Here is a 26,126-nt window from a genome sequence, read left to right on the forward strand (position 1 = left end):
GATGCTTGATTTCAACCTGACCGAAATGGCGGTGGTCGCAGTCGTCGCACTGCTGGTCATCGGGCCGAAGGATCTGCCCAAGGCGCTGCGCGTCGCGGGATATTGGATCGGCAAGGCGCGCGGCGTCGCGCGTCAATTCCGCGCGGGCTTCGACGAAATGGTGCGCGAGGCCGAACTCGCCGAAATGGAAAAGAAGTGGCAGGAGGAAAACGAGCGGATCATGCGCGAACATAGCGCACCCGCAACTGCCACCGCCGCGCTGGCCGCACCGGTTCCGGCGGATGATCCGGCTCCCGTCGAGCCGGGCACGACGGCCATGGACGACGATCAGCCCCCATTGCCGTTGATGGTCGAACAGCCTTTGGTGCGACCTGCCGCTGACGCATCGCCTTCGCGGGAAAGCGGTCCCGAACACTCTGATAAACCTTCGCACGGTGCGGCGTCGTGAAGGATCTCGACGACACCCGCGCACCTTTGCTCGATCACCTGATCGAGCTTCGCCGTCGGCTGTTGTGGTGCGTCGGCTCGATCCTGCTGGCGTTTTTCGTCTGCTATTACTTCGCGGAAAATATCTTCGCGTTCCTTGTCCAGCCGCTGCTGGCGGTGGGGCAAAAGAAGCTGATCTATACGCAGATTTTCGAGGCGTTCTTCGTCCAGATCAAGGTCGCGTTCTTTGCCGCGATGATGCTGTCGTTCCCGGTAATCGCGAACCAATTGTGGCAGTTTATCGCGCCCGGCCTGTACCGGAAGGAAAAGCGCGCGCTGCTGCCGTTCATCCTGGCGACGCCGGTGCTGTTCGGCATGGGCGCATCGATGGCGTATTTCATCGCGGTGCCGATGGCGCTTCACTTCCTGCTCAGCTTTCAGGGCGACGTCGGGGGGATCAGTCAGGAGGCGCTGCCTGCGATCGGCAATTATCTGTCGTTCATCATGCAATTCCTGTTCGGCTTCGGGATCGCTTTCCTGCTGCCGGTCTTGCTGATGCTGCTGGAGCGCGCCGGGATCGTGACCCGCAAGCAACTGGTCGGCGCGCGGCGCTACGCGATCGTCGCCGCCTTCGCCATCGCGGCGGTGCTGACGCCCCCAGATGTCGGGTCGCAACTGCTGCTCGCGATACCTTTGTGCATTCTCTACGAATTCGCGCTGATCGCGATCTGGTTCACCGAACGCCGCCGCGCGCGTGAAGCTGAAGTTGCGCTAGAGCCCGGCGAATAGTCGGCGCAAACGAAAAGGGCGGGCCAAGCTTTCGCTCGACCCGCCCCAGAAGCCGCAAAGGTGGGACGATCAGTCCGCAGCCTTCTCCACTGCTTGACCGGCCGACTGGACGTCCTTGCCGGCGCCTTCGACGGTGTTGCACGCCGACACGACGAGTGCGCTGGCGACGACGAGCATGGAAACGATCTTGCGCATGAAATTTACCTTTCGAAACCGGGCATGACTGCCTCGGTGCAAATGCGCGTCCCGGAATATCGTTCCGCAACCGCTTCGATTTCACGTCGCGTCCGACATCCGTCAGGATTGCAAAAAATAAGACCCGGAAACGTCACCGGGGGGGAGGGTTGACGTTTCCGGGCCTATGACTTGGATAGCGAGAGCGGGGGGGCATAATGTCGCTATCCGAACAGTAGAACGGACCTGTCGAATGTCGGTTCCATCCAACGCAGAAAAAAATCGTCTAGTCGCGTCCGATCACCACAATCGCAATTTCATAGGCGCCAGAAAGCGGGTCGTGGTGCAAAGGCGAACGCAACTGGCGCGACAAACCCTCCATCACGCGTCCGTACCGCTGCGCCAAACCATCGCGCAGCGCTTCACCTTCGATCAGCGCCGGTGACGAGATGCGCAGGACGGCGCGATCTTCGGTCGCGCCTGGCTTCACCGACACGCGCATGTGCGCCGCGGCGTCGCAGCTCATCGCCAGTTCGATCGTCTCGGTAACGAGGAAGGCGATTGCCACTGCGGTATCCTGCGACACGAAATAGGCGTCGACGTCGAGCATGATCGCGAGCCGGCTTCCTTCGGGAGCGGTGGCGCGGATGTTGGAGGCGAGTTCGCCGATGACGGATCGCAGGCCGAGGCCGCGATTGTCCTCCATCTCGGCGAAATGATTGCGGTGGACGACCGCGAGCGCATCGACGCGGCGCTGGATCGAGGCATAGGCCTGCAGCGCCTCGGGCGTCTTCGCGCTGCGGGCGTGAAGGTTGATCAGGCTGGAGATCACCTGCAGGTTATTCTTGACGCGGTGGTGGACCTCCCGCGTCAGTCGCGTCTGGCGTACAAGACCCTCCGCGAGCCCCGCCTCGTGGATCGCGACCGTTCGGGTCAACGCGCGAAAGGTGTCGGCCAGTTCGCGGATTTCCTGTGCCGGCAATCCGCGGATCAGAGCGGCGTCGGCTTCGTCGCCCGGCGTGAACGCGGCGATCCCGGCGCGCAGGTGACGCAAGGGGCGGATCAGCAGCCGGTCCACGACAAACCACGATATCCCGGCCGCCGCCGCCCACATCAGGAACGGCAGCATCAGCGCGATCACCAGCGGAGACGTGATCGGCGCGGCGCGTACCTGCATATCCAGCACCAGATCGGCGATGCCGAGTTCGATGCGGCTGGTTTCGCGCCGCTCCAGCGTGCTCATCCGGGGCAACGGTCGCAATATAAGCCCGTCGCCGTCACGCACCAACGTGGCGGCATAGGGCGAGGCGAAACCGCTGGGTTCACTCAACCGGGCGAGAAACGGGCCGGGGAAATAGGCCGCCGCCGAAACGGTGCGCGCCCGGCCGGCGACTCCGAGCAGCAGGCCTTCGCCCGGAACGAGATGACCCGCAACGGCGGCTTCGCGCGCCGCTTGGGCGGTATCGGTCGCACCGGAGAAGGCGGCGCCGCACACCGGGCGGCCAAGTCGATCGAAGATCGCAAAGCGCACGCCATTCGCCGCCTGCTGCGCGAAGACACCCTGCGCGCGCGCGCAACTCGGCGCATCGGCGGCGTCGCGCTCGAGTGCATCGACCGCAACGCGCAGCGCCGTCATGTCGCCGATCAGTTCGATCGCGATCGCCCGGCTGCTTTCCACCGCGGCGACGCGCAGGCGCGAACGCGTCTCTGTTTCGGCGATCTGGGTGGTTTTCAGGGTTGCGAAAATCGCGATTAACGCGAGCGGGAGCAGCGCTACTGAAAGGATAAGAAACAGTTTCGCCCCGGTCGGCCAACGTGCGAGCGCGCTGGAGGGCGCCGTGCCGATCCGGGGATCGTCAGCTATCGGTTCCATATCGGACCGGGAACTCAGTCCAGCTTGCCGAGCAGCGAAAGCATTTCGTCGGGAACCGCTTCTTCGATCGTCTTCTGATAGATCGAGCGCAGCGCCGACCCCATGTCACGATCCTTCGATTGAACGGGCGGCACGCCCTTCTTTCGGTCCGACTTCTTTTCTTCGTGGCCCGAACTCAACACAAACCCCCCGGCGAAGCCCGGATCGTTGCCGGGCGGTCCCTGAATTCGCCCGGATACGGCCGGACTGCCCGCATGTGCAACATGCAAGCGAGACAATGAAACAAAAGAGCGTGTTGATGGTTCCACTGTCCGGCGAGGAAATTCGTCGATCGCCGAATTGCGGTCGATCGTACGGGAAAATCGCCGAAAACGCATTGATAAGTCGGGGCCGGGCGCGCACATCGCGGCGGTATTCGAAAAGGGAGACATTTCGGCTCATGTCGCTTGGACAACAACTCGCGCCTCACCTTCCGTTTCTGCGGCGCTACGGCCGTGCTCTCACTGGCAGTCAGTCCCACGGCGACAAATATGTTCGCGCGACATTAGAAGCGATCGTCGCCGCGCCGGCGGAATTTCCGCGTGACGTCGATCCGCGGCTCGGCTTGTACCGTACGTTTCAGGCGATCTGGGCGTCGACCAACTTCGAGGACGATGCCGACGACGGCTTTGGCGACGATCAGGAATCGATCGCTCGGGCGCGCCTTTCCCGTATGACGCCGCTGTCGCGACAGGCGCTGCTACTGACCGCGATGGAAGGATTCACGCCGGAGGATACAGCCTATCTGATCGAGGTTGAGCCGGCCGAGGTCGAATCGCTCGTCGCCGACGCGCTATCGGAAATCGAGAACCAGACCCGCGCGCGCGTGCTGATCATCGAGGACGAGCCGATCATCGCGATGGACGTCGAGACGATCGTGCGCGATCTCGGCCACGAAGTGACCGGTGTAGCAGTGACTCGCGACGAAGCCGTCGCACTGGCGATGCAGGACCGGCCTGGTCTCGTTCTTGCCGACATCCAACTGGCTGACGACAGTTCGGGCATCGACGCGGTGAAGGACATTCTCGCCGAATTCCAAGTGCCGGTGATCTTCATCACCGCTTTCCCCGAACGCCTGCTGACCGGCGAACGTCCGGAACCGACGTTCCTGATCACGAAGCCGTTCCAGCGGTCGACCGTGAAGGCCGCGATCAGCCAGGCGCTGTTCTTCGATCAATCCACCGCCCCGGTCGAATAGGAAACTGTTCAATTCGCGGGATCGATACGGACCCAAAACATTCTCTGGGGGGTTAAGCTTGCATGGCTGACGACGAAAAACAGGTTCATATCGATTCCGACGATGCGCGCGGCGGGGCGACCCCGCACATGACGCGCTATATCTTGGGGATCTCGCTCGTTCTGGTGGTTGCGATCTTCGCCTTCCTGATCTTCGCGCGGCAGTAAGTAGGCGACCCGTACATCGATGTATCGGCTGGCAAATGCGGCTGGCCGCACCTATCATGAGACTGGAGGTCGCGCCGCCATCGGCGCGACGGGGATGATCGAAGCGGCATGACGCAAGCAGAAATGCGCGAAGACGACGACGCGGAAATCGCCGCGCCGGTCGAGCACGTCGCGCTATCCGATCCCGAGTTCAAGACGCAACTCGCGCAGGTGATTCCCCACCTGCGCGCGTTCGGCCGGTCGCTGTCCGGTAATCGCGATCTCGCCGACGATCTCGTGCAGGAAACGTTGTTGAAGGCGTGGGCCGCGCGCAAACGTTTTCAGGCCGGCACCAACATGCGGGCGTGGACATTTATCATTTTGCGTAACCTGTATTTGTCCCAAATGCGCCGGTCACGCTTCAAAGGTGAGTGGGACGATCTGGTTGCCGATCGCTTGCTCGCGGCGCCGGCGAGCCAGGACAAGCATGTCGAACTCGCCGACATGCAGCGCGCGTTGTTGCATTTGCCGCAGCCGCAGCGCGAAGCGTTGATCCTGGTTGGTGCGGGCGGGTTCGCTTACGAAGAAGCTGCCGAAATTTGCGGCGTGGCGGTAGGTACGATCAAAAGCCGCGTTGCACGCGGGCGAGTCGCGCTAGAGGCGTTGATGAGTGGTACCGACCTGACATCACGACGCGACCATCACAACGATTCGGGGATGACGACGCTGGACGAGATCATGGGCGAGGTCGACGAACTCAGCCGCGACCGCTGAGTTCGTCAGTTTCGTTCGCGGCGGTCGATTGCGTCGAGCGAACGTTGCATATCGCTTGGCAGATCTGCCTCGTTAGCGAATGCCAGGCTCAACGTCAGACCGATCGCGTCGGTCGCACGTGGGCGGCGCACGACATATCCGCCATGCTGCTCCGTGTGTCCGAGTTGGTCCATCCGCGTCATGATTGTAAAAACGACCGAGGCGGCGGTAAGTTTCGTCGGGTGACACAGTGCAGCAATGAACAGCCGATCGCGGCATGACGGAAACAGTCGTTTTGGCGGCAATTACCGAAGCGGCAGGGCGTGCGCGCGGGCATTCGCCGTTCCTTTCAATGCTGTTGGATCGCGAGCCTGAAATTGCGGCTGAACTGGACGCCGGACGCTATGGCCGAACCTCACCGACCATGGATGCAACACAGTCCATCGCCCGTTCTCTCCGCCTTGCGCGGCGTCGGCTGGCGCTGTCGGTGGCGGTCGGCGATCTGGCGGGATCGCTCGATCTGAGCGCGGTTACCGGCGCGCTGACCGACTTTGCCGACCAAGCGCTGGACGTCGCGATCCGTGCGGCGATCGAGGAGCGCACGCCGGGCGCGGAACCGCGCGGCTTCGTCGCGATCGCGCTGGGGAAGCAAGGCAGCCGCGAGCTGAACTATTCCTCCGATATCGATCCGATCCTGCTGTTCGATCCCGACACGCTGCCGACGCGTCCGCGTGAGGAGCCGATCGAGGCCGCAGTCAGGATCGGCAAGCGCGTGGTCGAGCTGCTGCAGGCGCGCGACGGTGACGGCTATGTGCTGCGCGTCGATCTGCGCCTGCGCCCGACGCCCGAGGCGACGCCGATCGCGCTGCCGGTCGAGGCAGCGATCACGTATTATGAATCGCAGGCGCTGCCGTGGGAACGCGCCGCCTTCATCCGCGCCCGCGCCTGCGCTGGCGACGTGGCGCTGGGCGAGCGTTTCCTGACCGCGATCCGCCCGTTCCTGTGGCGGCGCAGTCTCGATTTCGGTGCGATCGGGGAAATCGTCGCGATCACGCAGCGGATACGCGACCATCACGCGCAGGGGCAGGCGTTCGGCCCCGGATACGACCTGAAGCGCGGGCGCGGCGGCATCCGGGAGATCGAATTCTTCGCGCAGATCCATCAATTGATCCACGGCGGCCGCGACGCGACGCTCCGCGTGCCTGATACGCGCGGCGCGCTGCGGGCGTTGGCGGCTGCGGGGCGGATCGATGCGAACGATGCAGCCGCGCTGGTCGAAGCCTATGAATTGCTGCGCACGATCGAGCACCGCGTTCAGATGATCGACGATCGGCAGACGCACCATTTGCCGACCGGTGCGGCGCTCGACAATGTGGCGCAGCTTCATGGTCTGCAGGACGGCGCGGCGCTGCTGAAGTTGCTCGCACCGCACGTCGCGCGTGTAGCGGCAGTGTTTGACGGGCTCGCACCTGCAAGGGGCGATACGCTGTCAGTCGATGGCGATTGCCTGCGGCAACAGCTTGCCGCTGCGGGGCTCGACGACAAGGCCGCGGCGCGGGTCGAGGCATGGCGTGCGGGTCGTTATCCCGCATTGCGCAGCGCTGCAGCGCAAGCCGCGCTGGAGGCGGTGCTGCCCAGCCTGATCGCCGCGTTCGCCGAGGCTCCCGCACCCGATGCGGCGCTCATCCGGCTCGATACCCTGCTCGAGCGGCTGCCGAGCGCGATCAACATCTTCCGCCTGCTGGAGGCGCGGCCCGGTCTTGCGGCGCTGCTTGCGGCGTTGCTGAGCCACGCGCCGACGCTGGCCGACGAACTGGCGCGTCGCCCCGATCTGCTTGATGGACTGATCGATGCCAGCGCGTTCGACGCGGTGGGATCGGTCGCCGAACTGGCGGACGAGATGCGGCGCGGGGAGCGCGGCGCGGACTATCAGGCGCGGCTCGATCATGTGCGGCGCATCGTAGGCGACAAGAGGTTTGCGCTTGGGGCGCAGATCGTCGCCGGCGCGGCCGATCCGCTGGCGGTTTCGCATGGCTATTCGCGTGTGGCGGAGGCGGCGATCGAGGTGCTGGCCGCGGAGACCGTCGCGGAATTCACGCGCGCACACGGCCGTGTTCCGGACAGCGAATTTGTTATTCTGGCGCTCGGGCGGCTTGGGGGCGGGGCGCTGACGCACGCATCCGACCTCGACCTGATCTATCTTTTTACCGGTGATTTCTCGGCTGAATCCGATGGTGCGAAACCACTTGGCGCGACGCTGTACTACAACCGGCTGGCGCAGCGCGTGACGGGCGCGTTGTCGGTCGCGACCGCGGCCGGGCCGCTCTATCCGATCGACACGCGGCTACGTCCTTCGGGTGCGCAAGGCCCGCTGGCGGTGACGTTCGACAGCTTCGCGCGCTATCAGCACGAAGAGGCGTGGACGTGGGAGCATATGGCGCTGACGCGCGCTCGGCCGGTGTTCGGGTCGGAGACGGCGAGAGTTCAGGTTTGCGCCATCATCGCCGAGGTGCTGGCGGCTAACGGCGAACGTGATGTCATCGCCGACGCGGTCGCGATGCGTGCCGAGATGGCGGCGCACAAGCCGCCAGCGGGGCCGCTCGATGCGAAGCTGCTGCCAGGCGGGCTGGTCGATCTGGAGTTCGTCGTCCACGCGACGCAACTGTCGCGTCGCACCGGCTTCGATCCCGCGCTCGATCGCGCGATCGCCGCGTTGGGTGGTCTGCTGCCGCCGGGGATGGGCGCGGCGCACGATCTGCTGACACGTTTGCTCGTGACGCTTCGGCTCGTCGCGCCCGATGCGCAGGAACCCGCAGCCGATGCGACACGGGCGTTGATCGCGCGCGCGCTGGGGCTGGCGGATTGGGGCGCGGTGCTTGCGGGGTTTGCGTCGACGCGGCACGACGTGGCGGCGGCATGGAGGAAGTTGAGCGATGGATACGATGCCTGACGTCACGCTGACCGGGGCCGATGGCGCGCCGCTGAAGCTGCGCGATCTGCCGCTGCCGCTGGTCGTTTATTTCTATCCGAAGGACGATACGTCGGGCTGCACGCGTGAGGCGCAGGATTTCTCTGCGCTGGCGGGCGATTTCGCCGCCGCGGGCGTGACGGTGCTCGGCGTGTCGAAGGACAGCCCGAAAAGCCACGCGAAGTTCGCGGCGAAATATGACCTGTCGGTGCCGCTGGGGAGCGACGAAGACGGCAGCGTTTGCGAGGCGTTCGGCGTGTGGGTCGAAAAATCGATGTACGGCAAGAAATATATGGGGATCGAGCGTTCGACCTTCCTGTTTGACGGCGATGGCGCGCTGAAAAACGACTGGCGTAAGGTGAAAGTGCCGGGTCACGCAGACGCCGTTCTGGCCGCCGCGAAAGCGCTTTGAACGGCGCGAAATCACGCGCGCCGCGCCCTGATGGCCGTCATTTCCGCGGGTTGCAGGGCTTCGTTCCAACGCTTCGGCGCATGACTCTCCCGGTTTGACGCGAGACCGTCATGATGGACTTGCCTTGGGGCGTCCGGGCTGGTCAGTAACCATCGTCAGGGCGCGGGGGTCGCGATCCAGGCTATAGTTCGCGTTAGCGGACGGCGGGATCCCGTCGTTCGTTCGATAATTATCGCATCGGGGTTCGATGACCAATTTGTCCAACACGCCGGTCGCCCGTCTAACCGAGCGAGCACGTTCCATTTTCACCGCGCGTGATCTGATCTTCCATGATGGCCGTACCTTGCGGCGCTTTCGCGTCGGCGGCGCGGTTCAGGGCGTCACCGCCGGAACCGCCGCCGCGGTTCTGCTGCTCGCCGGCTATGGCGCGGCGCAGGCCTCGACCGAAGCCGCTACCGCCGCCGGTATCGTCGCCCCCGCCGTTTCCGAAGCGCGGCTGAAGCAGATGGAGCGCAAGGTCGCGTCGATGCAGGCGCGCGTCGCGACGATCCGCCAGACCGCGCAGGCGCATGCCGACCGCATCGAGCAGCGTCAGGCGCTGATCGCCGCCGCGATGACCGGCAAGGGCGATGCGAAGAAATTGGCGCTCGCGACGCTGGCGATCGATCCCGTCGCCGACCGCGTCGCGGCACACGCGATTGCGCCGCTGAAGAAAGTCGAGGCGCGCCAGGTCGCGCTGGCCGCCGCCGCGGAAGAAATGCTCGATCGACGCTACGCGATGGCGACGAAGCAGATTCGCAAGCTCGGCCTCCGCCCCGACCGCGTCGTGCGTCGCCTGCCTGTGGGGGCGATGGGCGGTCCGCTGATCCCGGCGAGCAGCGCAGAGGCGACCGCCGATCTTTCCGCCGATCAGCAGTTCCGGTCGCTGTTCATGACCTGGAAGAAGCTCGATACGCTTGAACAGGGCGTAATCTCGATCCCATCGGTGCAGCCCGTCCAGCACCTGACCTTCACCAGCAATTTCGGCATCCGCAGCGATCCGTTCCGCGGCACAGCCGCGATGCATGCCGGCGTCGACATTCCTGGCCCTTCCGGCACGCCGATCTACGCCACTGCCGATGGCATCGTAAGCCACGCCGATCGTCAGGGCGGGTATGGCAACATGATCGAGGTGAACCACGGCAAGGGGATTTCGACCCGCTACGGCCATCTGTCGAAGATCATGGTGACCGCCAACGGTCGCGTGCGTCGCGGGCAGATGATCGGCCTGATGGGTTCGACCGGCCGCTCGACCGGCCCGCATCTTCATTACGAGGTCCGCATCGATGGCCATGCGGTCAATCCGGTGCCGTTCCTGACCACCGCCGACTATCTGCTGGCGTCGAAGGATCAGGCTGTCGGCCAGATTCCCGTCGCGGCCGGCGGACCCGCCGCCCAGGATTGATCGTCCGGTTGCCGCGGCGCGGGCGAGGGCCTATCTCTGCGGCATGGCGACATTAGCTACCGACATCGCGTTGACCTCCGCCGCCGCCGCGCGTGTCGCGACGATCGCGGCGAAACAAGGTAAACCCGCGATCCTGCGGCTGTCGGTCGAAGGCGGCGGCTGTTCGGGCTTCCAGTATAAATTCGGGTTCGCCGATGCGCCCGAGCCTGGCGACGCGATCGCCGAAACCGACGGCGTGCGGCTGTTGGTCGACGACATGAGCCTCGATCTCGTCCGCGGGTGCGCGGTCGATTACGTGGAGTCGCTCGGCGGCGCGGCGTTCAAGGTTGAAAATCCCAATGCGGCCAGCGGCTGCGGTTGCGGGACTAGCTTCGCGGTGTGATACCGCGCGCATGAAAATCGTCACCTTCAACATCAACGGCATCAAGGCTCGGCTTCCGCGTCTGCTGGAATATCTGGCCGAGCAGCAGCCCGACGTTGTGTGTCTGCAGGAATTGAAGACCAGCGACGAAACCTTTCCCGAGAACGATATTCGTGACGCGGGTTATGGTGTCGTGTGGCACGGGCAGAAGAGCTGGAACGGCGTCGCGGTGCTGGCGAAGGGCATCGACCCGGTCGAGCGCCTGCGCGGACTGGAAGGCGAGCCAGAGGACGAACACAGCCGTTACCTCGAATGCGACGTCGGCGGACTGGTGGTCGCGTCAATCTATCTGCCCAATGGCAACCCCCGGCCGGGGCCGAAATTCGACTATAAGATTCGGTGGATCGATCGGCTCCGCGCGCGCGCGCAGGCGTTGCTGGCCGATGAAACGCTCGCGGTCCTGGCGGGCGATTACAACGTCATCCCGAACGACGATGACACCTATTCCGTGCGCGCGATGCAGGACGACGCGTTGATGCAGCCAGAAAGTCGTGCGGGGTATCGATCGCTCGTCACGCAGGGATGGACCGACGCGTTGCGCACCCGGCATCCGAATGGCGGCATGTGGACGTTCTGGGATTATCAGGCTGGCGCGTGGCAACGCGATGCGGGGTTTCGCATCGATCACCTGTTGCTCAGCCCGACTGCTGCGGACCGCCTGATCGATGCAGGCGTCGACAAGGAATATCGCGGGCGCGAGAAGGCGAGCGATCATGCGCCGACTTGGGTCACACTTCGGTAGCGAGTTGCTTAGAACATTTTCTGGACGGATGGTGGATTACACTTGTAGTCGGTATATCTGCCTAAGGTTTGGCACATCGCACCAGTCGATGAATTTGCTAAATATCTGAAAACTAAGTCTTTCAGTGTATGGCATGACTAATGCACTGACACGGTCAGCAGCAGATAGCGCTGCGGACTCGTGAAAGGATGCAAGTCATGAAAACTCTCGTGATCGCCAGTGGTCTGGCGCTTTCGTGCGGCGTTGCGGCGGCACCCGCGATGGCCGAACCGGCGCGCGCGTCGGTAAACTCATCCGCCGCGTCGGGTACGACTGCGGCGTCCGGCGCGCAGAACGAAGCCCGGCGCTACTGCATCGTGGAGACGCCGACCGGTTCGCGGATCGAGCGGAAAGAATGCCGCACCCGCGCCGACTGGTTGAAGCAAGGCTTCGACCCGCTCGACCCCAAGTGAGCGCCAACCGCCGGCCCGGCGCAGCGCCGGGCCGGCGCGATCGAAGGAGGTTGCCATGTTGATCCTTACCGCCGCTGCGCTGGTGTCCCTGTCGACCGGCGCGGCCGTGATCGACGCGGATGCGCGCGGGTCCGATCGTACCATGTTGACCATCGCGCTAACCGCGCCGGCACGCCCGCGACGCGTCCGCGCCGAGCGGCGCTATTGTTTCGACGATCGGATGACCGATCCGGACAACCCTCGCCGTGTATGCAGAACGCTCGCCGATTGGCGAAAACTCGGACTGGAGCCGATCATCGGCTGACGTTCAGAGCGTCTTTTCGTAGATCTGATACGTTTTGTTGATGTCGCACTGGATCGTCTCGGCGATCGATCGCATTCCCTGATTGTCGTCGAGGATCCAGCCGATCTCGCCGCGCACCGCGCCGTAGTTCTCGACCGCGGCGCGCCGGATATACTCGATCAGCATGAAGGCTAATTGGCTCGCCATGCGCGACGCCTGCAATTCCTTGATGACCCCCATCAACGGCACGCGCACCGTTCGCACTTGCGGCGCACGCAGCCACCACAGCAGCCTCGCCCAGCCGAACGGGAACAAACTGCCATTCAGCGGCTTGATCGCCTCGTTTAGATCAGGAAGCGTGATCATGAACGCGACCGGTCGGCCGTCTAGTTCGGCGATGCGGATCAAGTCGTTGAACACGATCGGCTTCAACTTCACGCCGACATCGGCGATCTCGGGCGGGGTGAGGGGGACGAAGCCCCAATTGCCGGACCAGGCATCGTTCAGGATCGACAGGATGATCGCTGCTTCCTGTTCGAATTTCGACTTGTCGACCCTGCGCACCACGATCCGTGGGTTCTTCTCACCTGACTGGATGATACGGTTCACGATCGGCGGGAAGGGTTTGGTGATATCCAGTTCATAAGTGAAAAGCTGCTTCACCGGCGCATAGCCGGCCGCCTCGATCCAGCCGCGGTACTCAGGTTTCGCGTGACCCATCATCACGGTCGGCGCATGATCGAAGCCGTCGATCAGCAGGCCCGGCTCCTCCCACACCGACATGCTGATCGGACCGAGGACGCGTTTCATGCCCTGTTCGCGCAGCCATTCCTCTGCCGTGGCAATCAGCACGGCGAAGATGTCTTCGCTTTCGGCCTCCATCAGGCCCCATTGCCCGCAACCCGGCCCGAAACCCTGTTCGGCAGGCATCGTCAGCGCAAGGGTGTCGATATGCGCGGAGATTCGCCCGACGACGCGTCCGCCCTGCTCGCCCAGGAATAATTGCGCCGTCGCATGGCTGAACCAGCCATTCTTTTCGGGTGTAATAAGCCCGATCGCCTCGCCCTTCAGCGGCGGAATCCAATGCGGATCGTCGGCGTAGAGCCGGAAGGGAAGGTCGACGAAGGCCTTGCGGTCGCGCTTCGTCAGGACGGGTCGGATCGTTAAGCTGCTGGCCATCGCGGGCTTCCTAATCGGGGCATTCGATCATGGCGAGTGGCGTTCTGCATGGCGCGCATAGAGCAAGGGGTCTGTAAAGGTCACGCTGCCGCCATTATCTGCAGGCAATGGACAGAGTTATGGATACCACGCTCACGTTCGATCGACCGGCAGCCGCCCCTGCGACGCGTGCTGTGATCGCCGACGACCGGACGATGCTGCGTACGGCGGCGGAACTGACGCGCGAACTGAATGCGCCGCGGTCGGCGATTTACTGGGGCGACTTCATCGCGTCGGTCGTCGTCGGTTATGCCGGTCTGGTCACAGCGATCATGGTGGGGCCGACCGCGCTGGCGATCGGCGCGGGCGTCCTTGCGGTGCTGGGACTTTATCGCGCGCTCAGCTTCATCCACGAACTGACCCATATCAAGCATGCGTCGCTGCCCGGCTTTCGCACCGCGTGGAATGCGCTGATCGGCGTGCCGATGCTGGTGCCGTCGTTCATGTACGAAGGCGTCCACACCCTCCACCACGCGCGCACGCGATATGGCACGGCGGAAGATCCCGAATATCTCCCGCTCGCGCTGATGAAGCCGTGGACGCTGCCGCTGTTCATCGTCGTGTCGGCGCTGGCCCCGATCGCGCTGATCTTCCGCTATGCTATCCTGTCGCCGCTGTCGGCGATCATCCCGCCGCTGCGCCGCATCGTGGTCGAGCGTTATTCGGCGCTGGCGATCAACCCGTCGTTCCGCCGCCGGATGCCCGATGGCGATTTCAAGGCGCAATGGACCCGGATCGAGATCGCCGCGAGCATCTGGGCGATCGCGCTGATCGTGCTGGTCGCGACCGGTGTACTCCCGCTGCGTGCGTTCGCGATCCTGCTGGCGGTCGCGTCGGGCGTCGCGGTGCTCAATCAGGTCCGTACGCTCGTCGCGCATCTGTGGGAGAATGAGGGCGAGGCGATGACCGTCACCGCGCAATATCTCGACACGGTCAACGTGCCGCCGCCGACTTTGCTGCCTGCGTTGTGGGCGCCGGTCGGGCTGCGGTATCACGCGCTGCATCACCTGCTGCCGGGTTTGCCGTATCATGCGCTCGGCGAGGCGCACCGCCGCATTTCCGCCGCGCTCGAAAGGGAATCCCCTTATCACAAGGCAAGCTATAAAGGCTTGCCGGGGCTGGTGTGGAAGATCGGGCGCAGCACGATGGTCCGCGCCAAATAGATCATTCCTCGCTGCGGATCAGGACCGCCTCGCCGATCAGCAGGAACAGCAGGAACGGCGCCCATGCGGCGAGAAACGGCGGATATGCGCCGAGATTGCCCATCGCGAGCGCGAAATTGTCCGCCACGAAATAGGCGAAGCCCAGCCCCATGCCGATGACGGCGCGGATAAACAGCTTCCCCGATCGCGCGATCCCGAATGCGGCGACCGCGCCGAGCAATGGCATCAGCACCGACGATAAAGGCGCGGACAATTTGTGCCACAACGCGCCCTCCATCGACTTGGTCGGCCGTCCGGCCTCCGACAGATCGGAGATGGCGGATTGGAGCGCGGTGAAGGACAGGCCGTTCGGATCGACCGTCGCCAGCGTGAACTGATCGGGCGTGACGCCCTGTCCGACGGTCAGGTCGCCCAGCGCGGTGACCGTGCCGCGCGCCACGTCGAACCGTTTCGCCGGACCGATCCGCCAGCCGTCGCCGTCGCGGCGTCCGCGCGGCGCCGTGACGATCGTGCGCAGGATGCCGCCCTCGCGGTCGTACAAGGTTATCCCGCCCAGCTGCGCCGCATCGCCGCGCCCCCTGATCTGTGCGACCTGGATCAGATCGTCACCCGATCGCACCCACACGTTCGACCGGTCGCCGCGATCGATCGGCAGCGGGCCGTAGTTGACCTGCTGCCACTGCGCGAGCGTCGCGCTGGCGCGCGCGACGATCCGTTCGTTGAACCCGAAGCTGAGGATCGCAACGCCGAAACTCGCCACCAGCAGCGGGGCGAGCACCTGATGCGCCGATAAGCCCGATGCCTTTAACGCGACGATCTCGCTGTTCTGGTTCATCGTGATCAGCGTCAGGATCGTCCCCAACAGCACCGAAAACGGGAACAGGAACGCGATCAGTTCGGGCGCGCGTAGCGACGCGTAGCGCCACACCTCGCCATCGCCATTGCCGGGAACCGCCAGGATCTTGCCCGATTCACTCAGCAGGTTGAGCGCGAGCAGGACGATCATCAGCCCGGCGAGGATGCCGAACGTGCGGATCAGGAACATCCGGCCCATGTAGAAGGACACGGTGCGCGACGGAAAGAACGAGGTCATGCCGCGACAAACTCCGCGCGCTTACGCCTGGCGCCCGGCAAATACCGCATGATCGCCGCCACCGCCTTGCCCGAAACACGCTCCAGCGCGCCGATCGGCTGGCCGCCGGGAACATAGGCAAGCGTGTAGAACATCCAGAACACCAATCCGGCAAAGATCGCGAACGGCACCCACAGCGCGATGAACGGGTCGACGCGGCCCAGTTCGCCGAACGCCGCGGCATATTGATTCACCTTGTGATAGGTGACGATCATCACGATCGACAGGAAGACGCCCAGCGCCGACGTCGATCGTTTGGGCGGCACGCCGAGCGCGACGCCCAACAGCGGCATCAGGAACATCGACGCGACTTCGGCCAGGCGGAAGTGGAATTCCGCCCGGCTGCTGTCGCGCGCCTGTTCGCTGCCTGCGGTCTTGCCGAGCACGGCCAGTTCGGGAAGCGTATATTCCAGATTGCGCCCGCCGCGGACGCGGAAGCTTTCGAACTTCGGCAGATCGATCGGCAGGTCATGCGCGCTGAACGTCAGGACGCGGGGCACGCGGAACCCGGCGCGATCGTGGACCAAGGTACCGTTGGTCAGCCGGAAGATGATGACGTTGGGATCGTCGGTCGCCAGGAACTGTCCGCTGTCGGCGGTCACCGCCAGCTTGTCGCCCTTTGGCGTGTTCACCTCGACGAAGATGCCGGAAAGCTTTCGGCCCTTTTCGCGGCTTCGCTCGATCCTGAGCGTCATGCGGTCGCCGAGGTGGGTGAATTCGCCGACCTTGATCGACGCCCCCAATGCGCCGGTACGCAAGTCGAACCGCAATTGTTCGTACGCATAGCGCGCTTTTGGCTGGACGTAGCCGACGATCGCGATGTTGAGCGCGGCCAGCACCGCGGCATACATGAACGGCACGCGCAACAGCCGCCCATAACTCATCCCCACGCCGCGCATCACGTCCAGTTCGCTGGACGTGGCGAGGCGGCGAAAGGCGAGCAGGATGCCGAGCAGCAGGCCAATCGGAATGCCCAGGCCCAGATATTCGGGCAGCAGGTTCGCCAGCATCTTCCACACCACGCTGATCGGCCCGCCCTGCGTGGCGACGAAATCGAACAACCGCAGCATCCGGTCGAGCACCAGCAGCATCGCCGCGATGACCAGCGTCGAGATGAGCGGCAGCGCGATCAGCCGGGCCATGTAGCGGTCGATCGATTTCATGAAGGCGGGCGATACTCGAAGCGCGCGAGGCGGGGTGCGACGGCTATAGGCGTGCGTGCCGCTCGCGTCAGCCGAAATATCCCGCTTTATTCGGCCGCGATCTGCGCCGGGCCGACCGGCCGATCCTTCGCCATCGCCGCGTCGATCGCGCGTTCCAGCCCGACGAGGGTGAACGGTTTGCGCAACACGTGCTGCCCGCCGAACGCATCGCCGTCACCCATCTCGCCCGCAAACCCGGTGACGAAAAGCACCGCGATATGCGCGTGTTCGGGACCGAGCGCGGCGATCATTTCCGGCCCCGTCTGCGTCGGCATCAGCACGTCGGACAGGATCAGATCGACGCCGCCATGTTCGGCCAGCAATTGCGGCGCGGCGAGCGGATCGTCGCACGGGATCGGATAGTGCCCGAGTTCCTCGAGTGCGCCGACCGACGCGGCCAGCACGCGCGGGTCGTCCTCCACCACCAGGATGGTCAGCGCCTCGCTCGCGGTGCTGGCGGGCGGCGCGATGTCGACCACGCGTGGCACAGCGGCTCCGCTTTGGTCACGCGGCAGGTAGAGCGTGACGGTCGTGCCTTCATCCAGCAACGAATCGATCGCGATCTCGCCCTTCAACTGGCGTACGAAGGCGAATATCTGGCTCAGTCCAAGCCCCGTGCCCTGGCCGACCGACTTGGTGGTGAAGAACGGTTCGAACGCCCGTTCCACGATGTCGGGCGCCATGCCGCAACCGGTGTCGGTGACCGCGATCGTCAGATAGTCGCCCGCCGCGCAGGCACCGTGCGCATTGGCGGCCAGCGTCTGCGCGCGCGCCACGATGGTCAACGTCCCGCGCCCATCCATCGCATCGCGCGCGTTGACCGCAAGGTTCAGGATCGTGTTTTCGAACTGGACGCGATCCGCGCGCACGCGCCAGCCGTCGCTCGCGTCCTCGATCTCGACCGTGATCGCATCCCCCAGCGTGCGATCGAGCAGGTTCGACATGCCCGACAACAGCCCGCCCGCGTCGATCGGTTCGGGATTGATCGCGCCCTCGCGCGCGAAAGCGAGCAACTGGCGGGTCAATGCGGCCGCACGGGTCGCGCCTTCAGTCGCGCTGTCGAGATGTCGTGCGACGTCGCCGCCGTTCGCCAGATTGCGCTGCGCCAATTCGAGTCCGCCCAGCACGACCGCCAGCATATTGTTGAAATCGTGCGCGATGCCCCCGGTCAGCTGGCCCACCGCCTCCATCTTCTGCACCTGTCGCAGGCGCGCTTCCTGCTGGCGCAGTTCGGCGGTGGCGGCGTCGACCGCATCGGACAGTTCGTCGGCGCGTTCGCGTTCGCGGATCGCGTCGGCGCGCGCGACGCCGCGCTGGGTCATTGCGCGAATCGTCAGCCAGCCGAGCGCGATCGCGCCGATCACCAGCAACGTGCCGAGCGCCGACAGCCAGCGTGCGGTGCGGCTGGATCGTTCGACCGACGCCATCGCCGCGGTCGTGCGGCGATCGAGCAAGGCACGTTCGGTCCGGATGATCTGGTCCAGCAGTTCGTTGATCTGCATCAGCGAAACCGCTTTGCGCGCCGCATAATAACGGGAAAGCGCCTGGTTGTTCTTGCCGTAATTGGTGCTGAGCGCGGTCAGCGACAATTCTGCCCCACGCGTTTCATAGGCGGCGCGCAAGCGCGCGATCCGCGCGGTTTGCGACGGGCTGTCGCGGGTCAACAGGTCGATGCGGTTGATCTGCTGACCCGCCAGACGCCATTCGTCGAAATACAACGTGCCCTGCTGCTTGTCGCCCGAGATGACGTAGCGGCCGAGCGACGCCTCCGACCGGGCGATCGCGCCCGACAGCGTGCGCGCCAGGATCATCACGTCGTAGCTGTGCGATTGCAGGATCAGCGCGCGATCGCGCTGGCGGTTCACTTCACCCAGCGTCACGATCAGCCCCGCGACGGTCGCGACTCCCAACGCGCCCATCACGACCAGCATGATGGTGCGCCAGTTCGCCCTGATCGCGTCCAGACGCTCTATCCCACCCACAACGCGTGCATAACCGATCACGCGTGCGGTGAAAAGCAACCCGTTCTAGGCGATTTCGCCCGTCGCACGCCCCGCTTCGGCGAACATTTCGATGACCTGGCGAATCTGTTCGGGCGTATGTTCGGCGCAGAGCGAACAGCGCAGCAGGAACGTGCCCGCCGGCGTCGCGGGCGGGCGCGCCATGTTGACGTACAAGCCGCCATCCAGCAGCGCCTGCCACATCACCACCGCACGCTGCTGATCCTCCAGAATCACCGCGATGATCGCGCTTTCGGGCGTCTTCGTGCCCAGCTTGAAGCCGAGATCGGTCAGCCCCTTGTGCAATGTCCGGCTGTTGTCCCACAGTCGCGCGCGCTTGTCGTGTGCGGTCATCAGCTTGCGGATCGACGTGGCGGCGGTCGCAACGACCGAGGGCGGCAGGCTGGCGGTGAAGATGTACGGGCGGCAGACGAAGCGCATGACCTCGAACGTCGGGTGGTTCGACACGCAGAAGCCGCCGACCGTGCCGACCGATTTGGAGAAGGTGCCGATGACGAAATCAACCTGCCCGTCCAGCCCTTGGTCCTCATACACGCCGCGTCCGTGTTCGCCGAAGAAGCCCATCGAATGCGCTTCGTCGACCAGCACCATCGCGCCATGCTTCTTGGCGACCGCGACCATTTCCTTCAGCGGGGCGATGTCGCCGAGCATCGAATAGACGCCCTCCAGCACCACCAGCTTGCCCGGCTCCTTCGGCAGGCGGCCGAGGCGCTTGTCGAGATCCTCGACCGAATTGTGGCGGAAGCGGACGATCTCGGCATCGCCCATCTTGCAGCCGTCGTAGATCGACGCGTGGCTGTCGGCGTCGAGGATGATGTATTCGCCCTTGCCCGCGATCGCCGAGATGATCCCGAGGTTGGCCTGATAGCCGGTCGAGAACACGATCGCGCCGGTCGTGCCGTAGAACTCGCGCAGCGCGGCCTCGGCCTCCATATGGTCGCGGAAGGTGCCGTTCAGCATCCGGCTGCCGTTGGTGCCGCTGCCGAACTTGTCGAGCGCATCCTTGCCCGCGGCGATGACGTCGGGGTCGAACGTCATGCCCATGTAATTGTAGGTGCCGAGCAGGATCGTCTCGCGCCCCTTGATCGTCGCGATCGTCGGCGATTTCACTTCGTCCATCACGATCGCGAACGGATCGCGCACGCCGGTCGCCAGCAACGCCTCGCGCTCGGCGATCAGGTGGTCGAACTTGGAGAGAAGATTGTGTTCGGGCGCGATCGTGTCCGGCTCGATCGGCAGCGCGTGGGCGGCGGTGGCGGCTTCGGTCATGCGCTCAGGCCTTCAGTCGCGCGACCGCGTCGACGAGCTGGCCGACGGTTTCAATTTCGGCCTGCATGTTCATCGTGATGATGATGTCGAATTCGTCCTCGATCGCAGCGACGAAGTCCATGACGGTCAAGGAGTCCCATTCCAGATCGCCCTGGAAGGTGGTCGCATCGGTGATCGCGACACCCTTCTTGTTGAACGGTTCGATCTGGGCCTTGACGGTGTCGAAGATGGCGGCGCGGTCGCTCATGCGGGATCCCTATGACGATAAATGCCTGGTGTCGGCTGCGTGGTGACAGCCAAATGCGGCGGCTTTCCGGCGCGCTTATAGCAGCCGCTGGGCGCGATACCATGCGGCGGTCTCGGCGAGCCCTTTTGCGGTCGGGATGGAGGGCGTCCACAGGTGGGGCGGTGGGCGACGGTCGGCGCGCGCGGTCCAGTCGGGGTGGCAGAGATAGCCGACGCGATCGGGGGTGAGTTTCGCGTTTGGTCCCCGGACCGCGCGGTCGAGTCTCGCGCCGAGGCGCAGGAGCGGGGCGGGGAGATGCATCGGCAGCACCTTTTGCCCTACCGCGACACCGATCGCGTGCGCGAGATCGGCGTGGGTCAATACCGCGCCGTCGTCGACCTCATAGATCGTCCGGTCGCCGGGCCGTCCGGCGAGCGTCACCAGCAGCCGGGCGAGATCGTCGACGTGGATCAGCGCGACCTTGCCCGGCGGGGGCAGGAAGGCGAGGCCGCGCTTCGCGAGGCGGAACATGTCGCGCAGTTCGGTGTCGCCGGGGCCATAGACGCCGGTCGGGCGGACGATCGTCCAGTCGGTGTCGCTCGCCTCGACGACGCGCTCCGCTTCGCGTTTGGACCGACCGTAGTCGGAAAGTTGCGGTTCGCGCGCCGACAGCGAGGAGACATGGACGAAGCGCTTGTTGGCCGCGGCGACGAGGATCGCGCGCGTGCCGTCGACGTTGCCCGCGACAAAGCCTGCGCGGTCGGCGGCGTTCACGACGCCCGCGATGTGGATCACCGCGTCCGCGCCGTCGACGAGGCGGGCGAGGGCGGGGAGATCGTCGAGCGCGCCTTCGATCCAGGTGACGCCCGCGCGATCGGGCTGGGGGCGTCGGGTCAGCGCGCGGATGTGGTGCCCCGCGGAGAGTGCCCGGTCGATCGTGCGGCGGCCGACGAAGCCGGTGCCGCCGGTCAGCGCGAGGATCACAGCAGCGCCATGTGGTTGCGATGCACCAGCGCGGAGCGCGGCGCATAGCCGAGGATCGCGGCGTGATCCTCGCTGCGCCGTCCCAGCAGGCGCGCGGCGTCCGAAGCATCATATTCCGCCAGTCCGCGCGCGATCGGCCCGGATGGGCCGGCGATCGTCACCAGATCGCCCCGCGCAAACGATCCTTCGGCCCGGACGACCCCCGCCGCGAGCAGGCTGCGACCATCGGTCAGCGCCTTCGCCGCGCCCGCATCGACATGCAGCACGCCCTTTGCGGTCAGGCCGCCCGCCAGCCACGCCTTCCGCGCGGAAGCGGCACGTTCCGCGACGAACATCGTATGCCGCGCAGGCGTCGACAGCGGGCGATCGACGCGACCACTGGCGATGGCGAGATGTGCGCCCGCGGCGGTAGCGATACGCGCGGCGGCGATCTTCGACACCATCCCGCCCGATCCCATGCCCGATGCGGACCCGCCATCGGCCATCGCCTCGATTGCGCCATCGATCCGATCGACGCGCGGAATGTGGACCGCTGCCGGATCGGCCGGGTTCCGATCATACAGCCCGTCGATGTCGGACAGCAGCAGCACGCCGTGCGCCCCCGCCGCCTGCGCGACACGCGCGGCGAGCCGGTCGTTGTCGCCGAAGCGGATTTCCGCGGTCGCGACACTGTCGTTTTCGTTGATGACCGGCACGACCCCCAATTGCAGCAGTCGCGACAGCGTGGCGGCGGCGTTCAGATAGCGCCGCCGGTCCTCCAGATCGTCGAGCGTGACCAGCATCTGCGCCGCGGTCAGCCCCTCAGCACCGAGCAGTTCGGCCCACACGCCGGCCAGCGCGATCTGCCCCGTCGCCGCGGCGGCCTGAGCGTCCTCCAGCGACGCACGACCGCCCTTCGCCAAGCCCAGCCGCCGTGCACCGAGCGCGATCGCTCCCGATGAAACCACCGCCACTTGCTGACCGGCGCGCGTCCGTTCGGCGATGTCGGCCGCGATCCCGGTCAGCCAGTCGCGCCGCACGCCGCCGTCGGGATCGACGAGCAGCGCGGAGCCGATCTTCACGATCAATCGCGGGACGGAGGCGGGGGGAAACAGCATCGGCAGCGCCGTACTGTGCGCGGCGGTTCGCGCCAATGGTGTCGCGATGATCGCCGCCGATCAATCGGCCGCCAAATATTACGCCCGTTTCGGACAAAACATTCGCAAAATTTGCAGTTTCGCGGCTATGACGTTGAAGGAACACGAACTTGCGGAGCGATGACATCCGCGGGTCGAACGGGGCGCGGTGCGGAATGATCGAGAGCGGAAGCCTTACGCCGGGCGTGTCGGCGGATATGTTCGGCCTGCCGCCGCACACCGCACTGCGTTACGAACAGCCCGCGGTCGCGCTGCAATCCCTGATCACCAGCTATGTTGTCCTTGATTCCGATGATCTGCCGGGCGGGCAGGGCGAATGGATGCTTCCGGCGTGGGCGCAAATCTGGTTCATCCTGACCGATGGGCCGATCTCCGTGAAGATCGGCAATCGCCGTTACGATCCGATGCCCACGCCCGCGCTGTACGGCGTCACCAGCCGCGCGATGCCGGTGCAGTCGCACGGCGGGGTAACCGTCGGCGTGGACCTGACCGCGCTCGGATGGGCGCGATTGATCGACCGGCCCGCGGAGGAGTTTCGCGATCGCGTGACCCCGCTGCGCGAGGTGATCCCTGAGCCTATCGTCGACGAGATCGTCGGGCGCCTGCAGAAGTCGGATCAGGCGCGCGATGTGAAGGGGATCCTGGACGACGTCTTCGGCCGCTGCCTGGCGACGCCGCATCCCGACGAGCCGTTGATCGCGTCGGTCCTCGCGCTGATCGCGGACGGCACGGTCGGCGATGTCGCGACCATCGCCGCGCGGATCGGGATCGATGGTTACGACCTGCGCCGCGTCTCGAAACGATATTTCGGATTTCCGCCCAAGACGCTGATGATGCGCGGACGGTTCCTGCGCCATTTCGTGCCCATGCTGATGCGCCCCGATCGCGCGAAGAACATAAAGGTGCCCGACGTCTATCATGACGCGTCGCACTTCCTGCGCGATTCGCATCGTTTCCTGGGAATGACGCCGCGCCAGTTCCTGGCGATCGATACGCCGTATCTGAACGCGGCGCTCCGCGCCCGTTGGGCCGTGATGGGGGCGGCGACGCCGACGCTCGACGCCACGCCGCCGCTAATGGTCGCGAACGGCTAAAGAGCGGCGCGTCAGACCGGCGACCATTCGATCGCGTCCTCGCCCTCGTCGTCCGCCGCGATCTTCGCCGCTTCGGGTCCGATCGCCTCGATCAGCCGGTCGAGCGCCCAGTCGATCCCGACGTGGCTCGCGCCTGAGATGGGCAGCACTTCGGCACCGCTCGCTTCCTCAAGTTCGGCAGACAGCGCGGCGATCAGTTCATCGTCGAGCGTGTCGATCTTGTTCAGCGCGACGACGTGCGGCTTGTCGATCAGCCCGCCGCCATAGTTCGCGAGTTCCTCACGCACGATACGGTACGATTCGCCGACATCGGTGTCGTTCGCATCGACCAGATGCAGCAGCACGCGACAGCGTTCGATATGCCCCAGGAAGCGATCGCCGATCCCCGCACCCTCGGCCGCGCCCGCGATCAGGCCGGGAATGTCGGCGATGACGAATTCGCGCTGCTTGTGGCGCACGACGCCCAGCTGCGGCCGCGTGGTGGTGAAGGCGTATTCGCCGACCTTCGCCTGCGCATTGGTCACCGCATTGATGAAGGTCGACTTGCCCGCGTTCGGCAGTCCGACCAGCCCTGCATCGGCGAGCAATTTCAGCCGCAGCCAGACCCACGCCTCTTCATACGGCCAGCCGGTGCCGTGCTGGCGGGGCGTGCGGTTGGTCGAGGTCTTGTAGCTGGCGTTGCCGCGCCCGCCGTCGCCGCCGCGCATGAAAATCTCGCGCTGGCCGACCTTCGTGAAGTCGAGCAGCACCTCTTCCTTGTCCTCGGACAGCACCTGCGTCCCGACCGGAACCTTGATGAGCAGATCGTCGCCGCCGGCGCCGGTGCGATTGCTGCCCGATCCGCCGTGTCCGCGCGGCGCGCGGAAATGCTGGGTGTAGCGAAAGTCGATCAGCGTATTCAGCCCCGCGACCGCCTCGAAGATGATGTCCCCGCCCTTGCCGCCGTTGCCGCCGTCGGGACCGCCATATTCGATGAATTTTTCGCGCCGGAAACTGACCGCGCCGGGGCCGCCGAGGCCGGAGCGAACGAAGATCTTTGCCTGGTCAAGAAAGTGCATGGCGCGCTGCCTAGCGCTTTAGCACCGCTAAAGCGACAGAGCAGCGCGCCCGGCCGGCGCGATCCATCGCGACCGACGGCACGGCTTTGCCGTGACGCGCCTAATCTTTGGTTGTTTCCCGCCCCCGCATCAACAACCCCTTCGCCAACTCCCGCGCGCGTTCCCGCGGCACGCCCAGCGCGCGCGTCAGCGGCCCGCCGAACAGCGCATCGCCCAGCGCCATCAGGATTAACTGCAGCGTCTCGTCCGCGATCGGCTGTTCGGGGTTGGAATGTTCGACCGACAGATCGTCGACCAGGTCGTGGATCGCGTTCAGGATCGGGTCGAGCGCATCCTCGTTGCCGTTCAGGATCATCCAGCTGGCCAGCGCGCCCGCGCCGCCCGAATCGAACGCGTCGAACGCCATGTCGACGATCTCGGCGGGGTTCTGGTCGCCCGCGCGCTGGCGCAGCACCGCGTCGCGGATCGTCGAGGTGACGAACGCCGCCATGCGCTCGATCAGCGCCTGCTGCAGCCCGGCGGCCGATCCGAAATGATGCAGCAGATTCGCGTGGGTCCGTCCGATCCGCGCCGCCACCGCCTTCAGCGTCACCGCCTGTGGCCCGACCTCAACCAGCAACGCCCGCGCCGCCTCCAGCGCGGCGTCGCGCGACTCCTCCGGGGACAGGCGTTTGCGCAAGGGGAGAGGGGTGACGGACATGGCACAGGCTGTCGGCCGTTTGAGTGGGAATTTCAATCCTTCCCACGCCGGGGAGGATTTCAACGGTTCACGCCGCCATCGGCACGTCGGTTCGGTCCTCCGCGTCCAGATCGAGCGCCAGCACCGCGCAATCGACGTCGCGGCCCTGGGCGAGCGAGTAATGCGGTTCGCGCCGCACTTCGCGGAATCCCAGCTTCGTCAGCACGCGACGCGACGCGAGATTGTCGGCGTGGTGGCTCGCCTCGATCCGCCGCACCGGCAACGCGTGCCGCGCCATGTGAAGCACCGCGCGTGCCGCTTCGGTCGCATAACCGCGGCCCCACGCCGCCGGGGTCAGCCAATAACCGAGCTCGTGCGCACCGTTATCCAGCGCGCCGAGGCCGATCCCGCCGACCAGTCGCGGGTAATCGTGGTCGTGGCTGAGGATCAGGAAGCGCGCTTCGACCGGCCCGCGTGGGACGGACAGAAACGCCTCCGCGTCGGCAACGTCATACGGCCACGGCAGACGCGCCAGCTTCATCGCGACGCTCTCGTGCGCGATCGCCTGCGTCAATGCCGTCGCATCCTCCGGCCAGCCGGGCCGAAGCGTCAACCTTCTCGTCCGCGCGAACATTCCTTCTCTCCTCGCCTGCGCGCGCCTCAAGCACATCTGGATGACGTGCCCGCGACACCGGTTTTCGAGGGAGCAAGAAAAAAGGGAGCCGGGGCGGACCCGTCTCCCTTGATTGGCTGGTTCCGCTACGGGAACCCGGGTCGCCCTGGTG

At 65.3% G+C, this 26,126-nt stretch carries 28 protein-coding genes; 14 read left to right on the forward strand and 14 right to left on the reverse strand.

What is annotated here, in order from left to right; translation table 11 throughout:
- Window position 1 precedes the first annotated feature (1 nt).
- Together tatB and tatC are read left to right on the forward strand one after the other, a co-directional pair.
- Window positions 2-448: a Sec-independent protein translocase protein TatB gene (gene tatB, locus M0208_RS14410; RefSeq protein ID WP_258892365.1), complete on the forward strand. Its 447-nt coding sequence runs from the start codon at window positions 2-4 to the stop codon at window positions 446-448.
- The gene (tatC, locus tag M0208_RS14415) at window positions 445-1,215 is read left to right on the forward strand and encodes a twin-arginine translocase subunit TatC (RefSeq protein WP_258892366.1); all 771 of its coding nucleotides are present in this window, start codon (window positions 445-447) and stop codon (window positions 1,213-1,215) included. Before tatB ends, tatC begins: the two co-directional genes overlap by 4 nt.
- A gap of 69 nt (window positions 1,216-1,284) precedes the next feature.
- Here tatC and M0208_RS14420 read toward each other — a convergent pair whose 3' ends face one another.
- From M0208_RS14420 to M0208_RS14430, 3 genes are all read right to left on the reverse strand, one after another.
- The gene (locus M0208_RS14420; RefSeq protein WP_408988154.1) at window positions 1,285-1,392 is read right to left on the reverse strand and encodes an entericidin A/B family lipoprotein; all 108 of its coding nucleotides are present in this window, start codon (window positions 1,390-1,392) and stop codon (window positions 1,285-1,287) included.
- A gap of 283 nt (window positions 1,393-1,675) precedes the next feature.
- Complete coding sequence (locus M0208_RS14425) at window positions 1,676-3,262, reverse strand: sensor histidine kinase (protein ID WP_258892368.1); 1,587 nt, start codon at window positions 3,260-3,262, stop codon at window positions 1,676-1,678.
- A gap of 14 nt (window positions 3,263-3,276) precedes the next feature.
- A complete protein-coding gene (locus M0208_RS14430; RefSeq protein ID WP_258892369.1) occupies window positions 3,277-3,693 on the reverse strand; it encodes a NepR family anti-sigma factor in 417 nt (138 codons plus the stop codon).
- An 8-nt stretch (window positions 3,694-3,701) separates the two neighbouring features.
- Here M0208_RS14430 and M0208_RS14435 point away from each other — a divergent pair, with 8 nt between their 5' ends.
- The 10 genes from M0208_RS14435 to M0208_RS14480 all read left to right on the forward strand — a co-directional run bounded on the left by M0208_RS14435 (window position 3,702) and on the right by M0208_RS14480 (window position 12,180).
- Window positions 3,702-4,499, forward strand: a complete 798-nt coding sequence (locus tag M0208_RS14435; protein ID WP_258892370.1) for a response regulator — start codon at window positions 3,702-3,704, stop codon at window positions 4,497-4,499.
- 62 nt (window positions 4,500-4,561) lie between these two features.
- On the forward strand, window positions 4,562-4,705 hold the full coding sequence (locus M0208_RS14440; RefSeq protein WP_258892371.1) for a hypothetical protein: 144 nt from the start codon (window positions 4,562-4,564) through the stop codon (window positions 4,703-4,705).
- Window positions 4,706-4,813: 108 nt separating this feature from the next.
- Window positions 4,814-5,458: a sigma-70 family RNA polymerase sigma factor gene (locus M0208_RS14445; RefSeq protein WP_258892372.1), complete on the forward strand. Its 645-nt coding sequence runs from the start codon at window positions 4,814-4,816 to the stop codon at window positions 5,456-5,458.
- A gap of 256 nt (window positions 5,459-5,714) precedes the next feature.
- Window positions 5,715-8,387, forward strand: coding sequence for a bifunctional [glutamine synthetase] adenylyltransferase/[glutamine synthetase]-adenylyl-L-tyrosine phosphorylase (locus M0208_RS14450; protein WP_258892373.1), 2,673 nt, complete (start codon window positions 5,715-5,717; stop codon window positions 8,385-8,387).
- On the forward strand, window positions 8,371-8,817 hold the full coding sequence (locus M0208_RS14455; protein WP_258892374.1) for a peroxiredoxin: 447 nt from the start codon (window positions 8,371-8,373) through the stop codon (window positions 8,815-8,817). Before M0208_RS14450 ends, M0208_RS14455 begins: the two co-directional genes overlap by 17 nt.
- Before the next feature lie 247 nt (window positions 8,818-9,064).
- Entirely contained in the window at window positions 9,065-10,261 is a 1,197-nt protein-coding gene (locus tag M0208_RS14460; RefSeq protein WP_258892375.1) for a M23 family metallopeptidase, read from the forward strand.
- Window positions 10,262-10,304: 43 nt separating this feature from the next.
- Window positions 10,305-10,643: an iron-sulfur cluster insertion protein ErpA gene (gene erpA / locus M0208_RS14465; RefSeq protein WP_258892376.1), complete on the forward strand. Its 339-nt coding sequence runs from the start codon at window positions 10,305-10,307 to the stop codon at window positions 10,641-10,643.
- A gap of 10 nt (window positions 10,644-10,653) precedes the next feature.
- Window positions 10,654-11,424: an exodeoxyribonuclease III gene (gene xth, locus M0208_RS14470; protein ID WP_258892377.1), complete on the forward strand. Its 771-nt coding sequence runs from the start codon at window positions 10,654-10,656 to the stop codon at window positions 11,422-11,424.
- A 197-nt stretch (window positions 11,425-11,621) separates the two neighbouring features.
- Complete coding sequence (locus M0208_RS14475; protein ID WP_258892378.1) at window positions 11,622-11,876, forward strand: hypothetical protein; 255 nt, start codon at window positions 11,622-11,624, stop codon at window positions 11,874-11,876.
- A 55-nt stretch (window positions 11,877-11,931) separates the two neighbouring features.
- The gene (locus M0208_RS14480) at window positions 11,932-12,180 is read left to right on the forward strand and encodes a hypothetical protein (protein ID WP_258892379.1); all 249 of its coding nucleotides are present in this window, start codon (window positions 11,932-11,934) and stop codon (window positions 12,178-12,180) included.
- Window positions 12,181-12,183: 3 nt separating this feature from the next.
- On the opposite strand, the gene M0208_RS14485 is transcribed toward M0208_RS14480, so the two are convergent.
- Entirely contained in the window at window positions 12,184-13,338 is a 1,155-nt protein-coding gene (locus tag M0208_RS14485) for an N-acetyltransferase (protein ID WP_258892380.1), read from the reverse strand.
- A 119-nt stretch (window positions 13,339-13,457) separates the two neighbouring features.
- Between M0208_RS14485 and M0208_RS14490 the strand changes: the two genes are divergently transcribed.
- Window positions 13,458-14,540 carry a fatty acid desaturase gene (locus M0208_RS14490; RefSeq protein ID WP_258892381.1) on the forward strand — a complete coding sequence of 361 codons (1,083 nt, stop codon included), beginning with the start codon at window positions 13,458-13,460 and terminating at the stop codon, window positions 14,538-14,540.
- A gap of 1 nt (window position 14,541) precedes the next feature.
- On the opposite strand, the gene lptG is transcribed toward M0208_RS14490, so the two are convergent.
- The 7 genes from lptG to proB form a co-directional block, all read right to left on the reverse strand.
- The gene (lptG, locus tag M0208_RS14495; protein ID WP_258892382.1) at window positions 14,542-15,633 is read right to left on the reverse strand and encodes an LPS export ABC transporter permease LptG; all 1,092 of its coding nucleotides are present in this window, start codon (window positions 15,631-15,633) and stop codon (window positions 14,542-14,544) included.
- On the reverse strand, window positions 15,630-16,835 hold the full coding sequence (lptF, locus tag M0208_RS14500) for an LPS export ABC transporter permease LptF (protein WP_258892383.1): 1,206 nt from the start codon (window positions 16,833-16,835) through the stop codon (window positions 15,630-15,632). Before lptF ends, lptG begins: the two co-directional genes overlap by 4 nt.
- Window positions 16,836-16,921: 86 nt before the next feature.
- Window positions 16,922-18,805 (reverse strand): ATP-binding protein, encoded by a 1,884-nt coding sequence (locus M0208_RS14505; RefSeq protein WP_258893269.1) that lies wholly within the window; start codon window positions 18,803-18,805, stop codon window positions 16,922-16,924.
- A 96-nt stretch (window positions 18,806-18,901) separates the two neighbouring features.
- Window positions 18,902-20,164 carry a serine palmitoyltransferase gene (gene spt, locus M0208_RS14510; protein WP_258892384.1) on the reverse strand — a complete coding sequence of 421 codons (1,263 nt, stop codon included), beginning with the start codon at window positions 20,162-20,164 and terminating at the stop codon, window positions 18,902-18,904.
- A gap of 4 nt (window positions 20,165-20,168) precedes the next feature.
- A complete protein-coding gene (locus M0208_RS14515; RefSeq protein WP_258892385.1) occupies window positions 20,169-20,411 on the reverse strand; it encodes an acyl carrier protein in 243 nt (80 codons plus the stop codon).
- 75 nt (window positions 20,412-20,486) lie between these two features.
- Window positions 20,487-21,374, reverse strand: coding sequence for an NAD(P)-dependent oxidoreductase (locus M0208_RS14520; RefSeq protein WP_258892386.1), 888 nt, complete (start codon window positions 21,372-21,374; stop codon window positions 20,487-20,489).
- Complete coding sequence (proB, locus tag M0208_RS14525; protein ID WP_258892387.1) at window positions 21,371-22,471, reverse strand: glutamate 5-kinase; 1,101 nt, start codon at window positions 22,469-22,471, stop codon at window positions 21,371-21,373. Before proB ends, M0208_RS14520 begins: the two co-directional genes overlap by 4 nt.
- 194 nt (window positions 22,472-22,665) lie before the next feature.
- Here proB and M0208_RS14530 point away from each other — a divergent pair, with 194 nt between their 5' ends.
- Window positions 22,666-23,604 (forward strand): hypothetical protein, encoded by a 939-nt coding sequence (locus tag M0208_RS14530; protein WP_258892388.1) that lies wholly within the window; start codon window positions 22,666-22,668, stop codon window positions 23,602-23,604.
- 11 nt (window positions 23,605-23,615) lie between these two features.
- Here the strand turns inward: M0208_RS14530 and obgE are convergent, their stop codons facing one another.
- The 3 genes from obgE to M0208_RS14545 all read right to left on the reverse strand — a co-directional run bounded on the left by obgE (window position 23,616) and on the right by M0208_RS14545 (window position 25,954).
- Window positions 23,616-24,662: a GTPase ObgE gene (gene obgE, locus M0208_RS14535; RefSeq protein WP_258892389.1), complete on the reverse strand. Its 1,047-nt coding sequence runs from the start codon at window positions 24,660-24,662 to the stop codon at window positions 23,616-23,618.
- Window positions 24,663-24,762: 100 nt separating this feature from the next.
- A complete protein-coding gene (locus M0208_RS14540; RefSeq protein WP_258892390.1) occupies window positions 24,763-25,362 on the reverse strand; it encodes a TetR/AcrR family transcriptional regulator in 600 nt (199 codons plus the stop codon).
- 67 nt (window positions 25,363-25,429) lie between these two features.
- Window positions 25,430-25,954, reverse strand: a complete 525-nt coding sequence (locus M0208_RS14545; RefSeq protein WP_258892391.1) for a GNAT family N-acetyltransferase — start codon at window positions 25,952-25,954, stop codon at window positions 25,430-25,432.
- Window positions 25,955-26,126 lie beyond the last annotated feature (172 nt).

The sequence above is a fragment of the Sphingomonas sp. SUN019 genome (assembly GCF_024758705.1).
Taxonomy (GTDB): Bacteria; Pseudomonadota; Alphaproteobacteria; order Sphingomonadales; family Sphingomonadaceae; genus Sphingomonas.

Coding starts and splice junctions, on each gene's coding strand:
- M0208_RS14515 (WP_258892385.1), bottom strand. CDS start 20,411: ATGAGCGACCGCGCCGCCATCTTCGACACCGTCAAGGCCCAGATCGAA.
- lptF (WP_258892383.1), bottom strand. CDS start 16,835: ATGAAATCGATCGACCGCTACATGGCCCGGCTGATCGCGCTGCCGCTC.
- M0208_RS14425 (WP_258892368.1), bottom strand. CDS start 3,262: ATGGAACCGATAGCTGACGATCCCCGGATCGGCACGGCGCCCTCCAGC.
- spt (WP_258892384.1), bottom strand. CDS start 20,164: ATGACCGAAGCCGCCACCGCCGCCCACGCGCTGCCGATCGAGCCGGAC.
- M0208_RS14450 (WP_258892373.1), top strand. CDS start 5,715: ATGACGGAAACAGTCGTTTTGGCGGCAATTACCGAAGCGGCAGGGCGT.
- M0208_RS14435 (WP_258892370.1), top strand. CDS start 3,702: ATGTCGCTTGGACAACAACTCGCGCCTCACCTTCCGTTTCTGCGGCGC.
- proB (WP_258892387.1), bottom strand. CDS start 22,471: ATGCTGTTTCCCCCCGCCTCCGTCCCGCGATTGATCGTGAAGATCGGC.
- M0208_RS14505 (WP_258893269.1), bottom strand. CDS start 18,805: ATGCTGGTCGTGATGGGCGCGTTGGGAGTCGCGACCGTCGCGGGGCTG.
- M0208_RS14445 (WP_258892372.1), top strand. CDS start 4,814: ATGACGCAAGCAGAAATGCGCGAAGACGACGACGCGGAAATCGCCGCG.
- erpA (WP_258892376.1), top strand. CDS start 10,305: ATGGCGACATTAGCTACCGACATCGCGTTGACCTCCGCCGCCGCCGCG.
- M0208_RS14490 (WP_258892381.1), top strand. CDS start 13,458: ATGGATACCACGCTCACGTTCGATCGACCGGCAGCCGCCCCTGCGACG.
- M0208_RS14540 (WP_258892390.1), bottom strand. CDS start 25,362: ATGTCCGTCACCCCTCTCCCCTTGCGCAAACGCCTGTCCCCGGAGGAG.
- M0208_RS14440 (WP_258892371.1), top strand. CDS start 4,562: ATGGCTGACGACGAAAAACAGGTTCATATCGATTCCGACGATGCGCGC.
- M0208_RS14475 (WP_258892378.1), top strand. CDS start 11,622: ATGAAAACTCTCGTGATCGCCAGTGGTCTGGCGCTTTCGTGCGGCGTT.
- M0208_RS14420 (WP_408988154.1), bottom strand. CDS start 1,392: ATGCTCGTCGTCGCCAGCGCACTCGTCGTGTCGGCGTGCAACACCGTC.
- M0208_RS14455 (WP_258892374.1), top strand. CDS start 8,371: ATGGATACGATGCCTGACGTCACGCTGACCGGGGCCGATGGCGCGCCG.
- M0208_RS14480 (WP_258892379.1), top strand. CDS start 11,932: ATGTTGATCCTTACCGCCGCTGCGCTGGTGTCCCTGTCGACCGGCGCG.
- M0208_RS14485 (WP_258892380.1), bottom strand. CDS start 13,338: ATGGCCAGCAGCTTAACGATCCGACCCGTCCTGACGAAGCGCGACCGC.
- xth (WP_258892377.1), top strand. CDS start 10,654: ATGAAAATCGTCACCTTCAACATCAACGGCATCAAGGCTCGGCTTCCG.
- tatB (WP_258892365.1), top strand. CDS start 2: ATGCTTGATTTCAACCTGACCGAAATGGCGGTGGTCGCAGTCGTCGCA.
- lptG (WP_258892382.1), bottom strand. CDS start 15,633: ATGACCTCGTTCTTTCCGTCGCGCACCGTGTCCTTCTACATGGGCCGG.
- M0208_RS14430 (WP_258892369.1), bottom strand. CDS start 3,693: ATGTCTCCCTTTTCGAATACCGCCGCGATGTGCGCGCCCGGCCCCGAC.
- obgE (WP_258892389.1), bottom strand. CDS start 24,662: ATGCACTTTCTTGACCAGGCAAAGATCTTCGTTCGCTCCGGCCTCGGC.
- M0208_RS14530 (WP_258892388.1), top strand. CDS start 22,666: ATGATCGAGAGCGGAAGCCTTACGCCGGGCGTGTCGGCGGATATGTTC.
- M0208_RS14460 (WP_258892375.1), top strand. CDS start 9,065: ATGACCAATTTGTCCAACACGCCGGTCGCCCGTCTAACCGAGCGAGCA.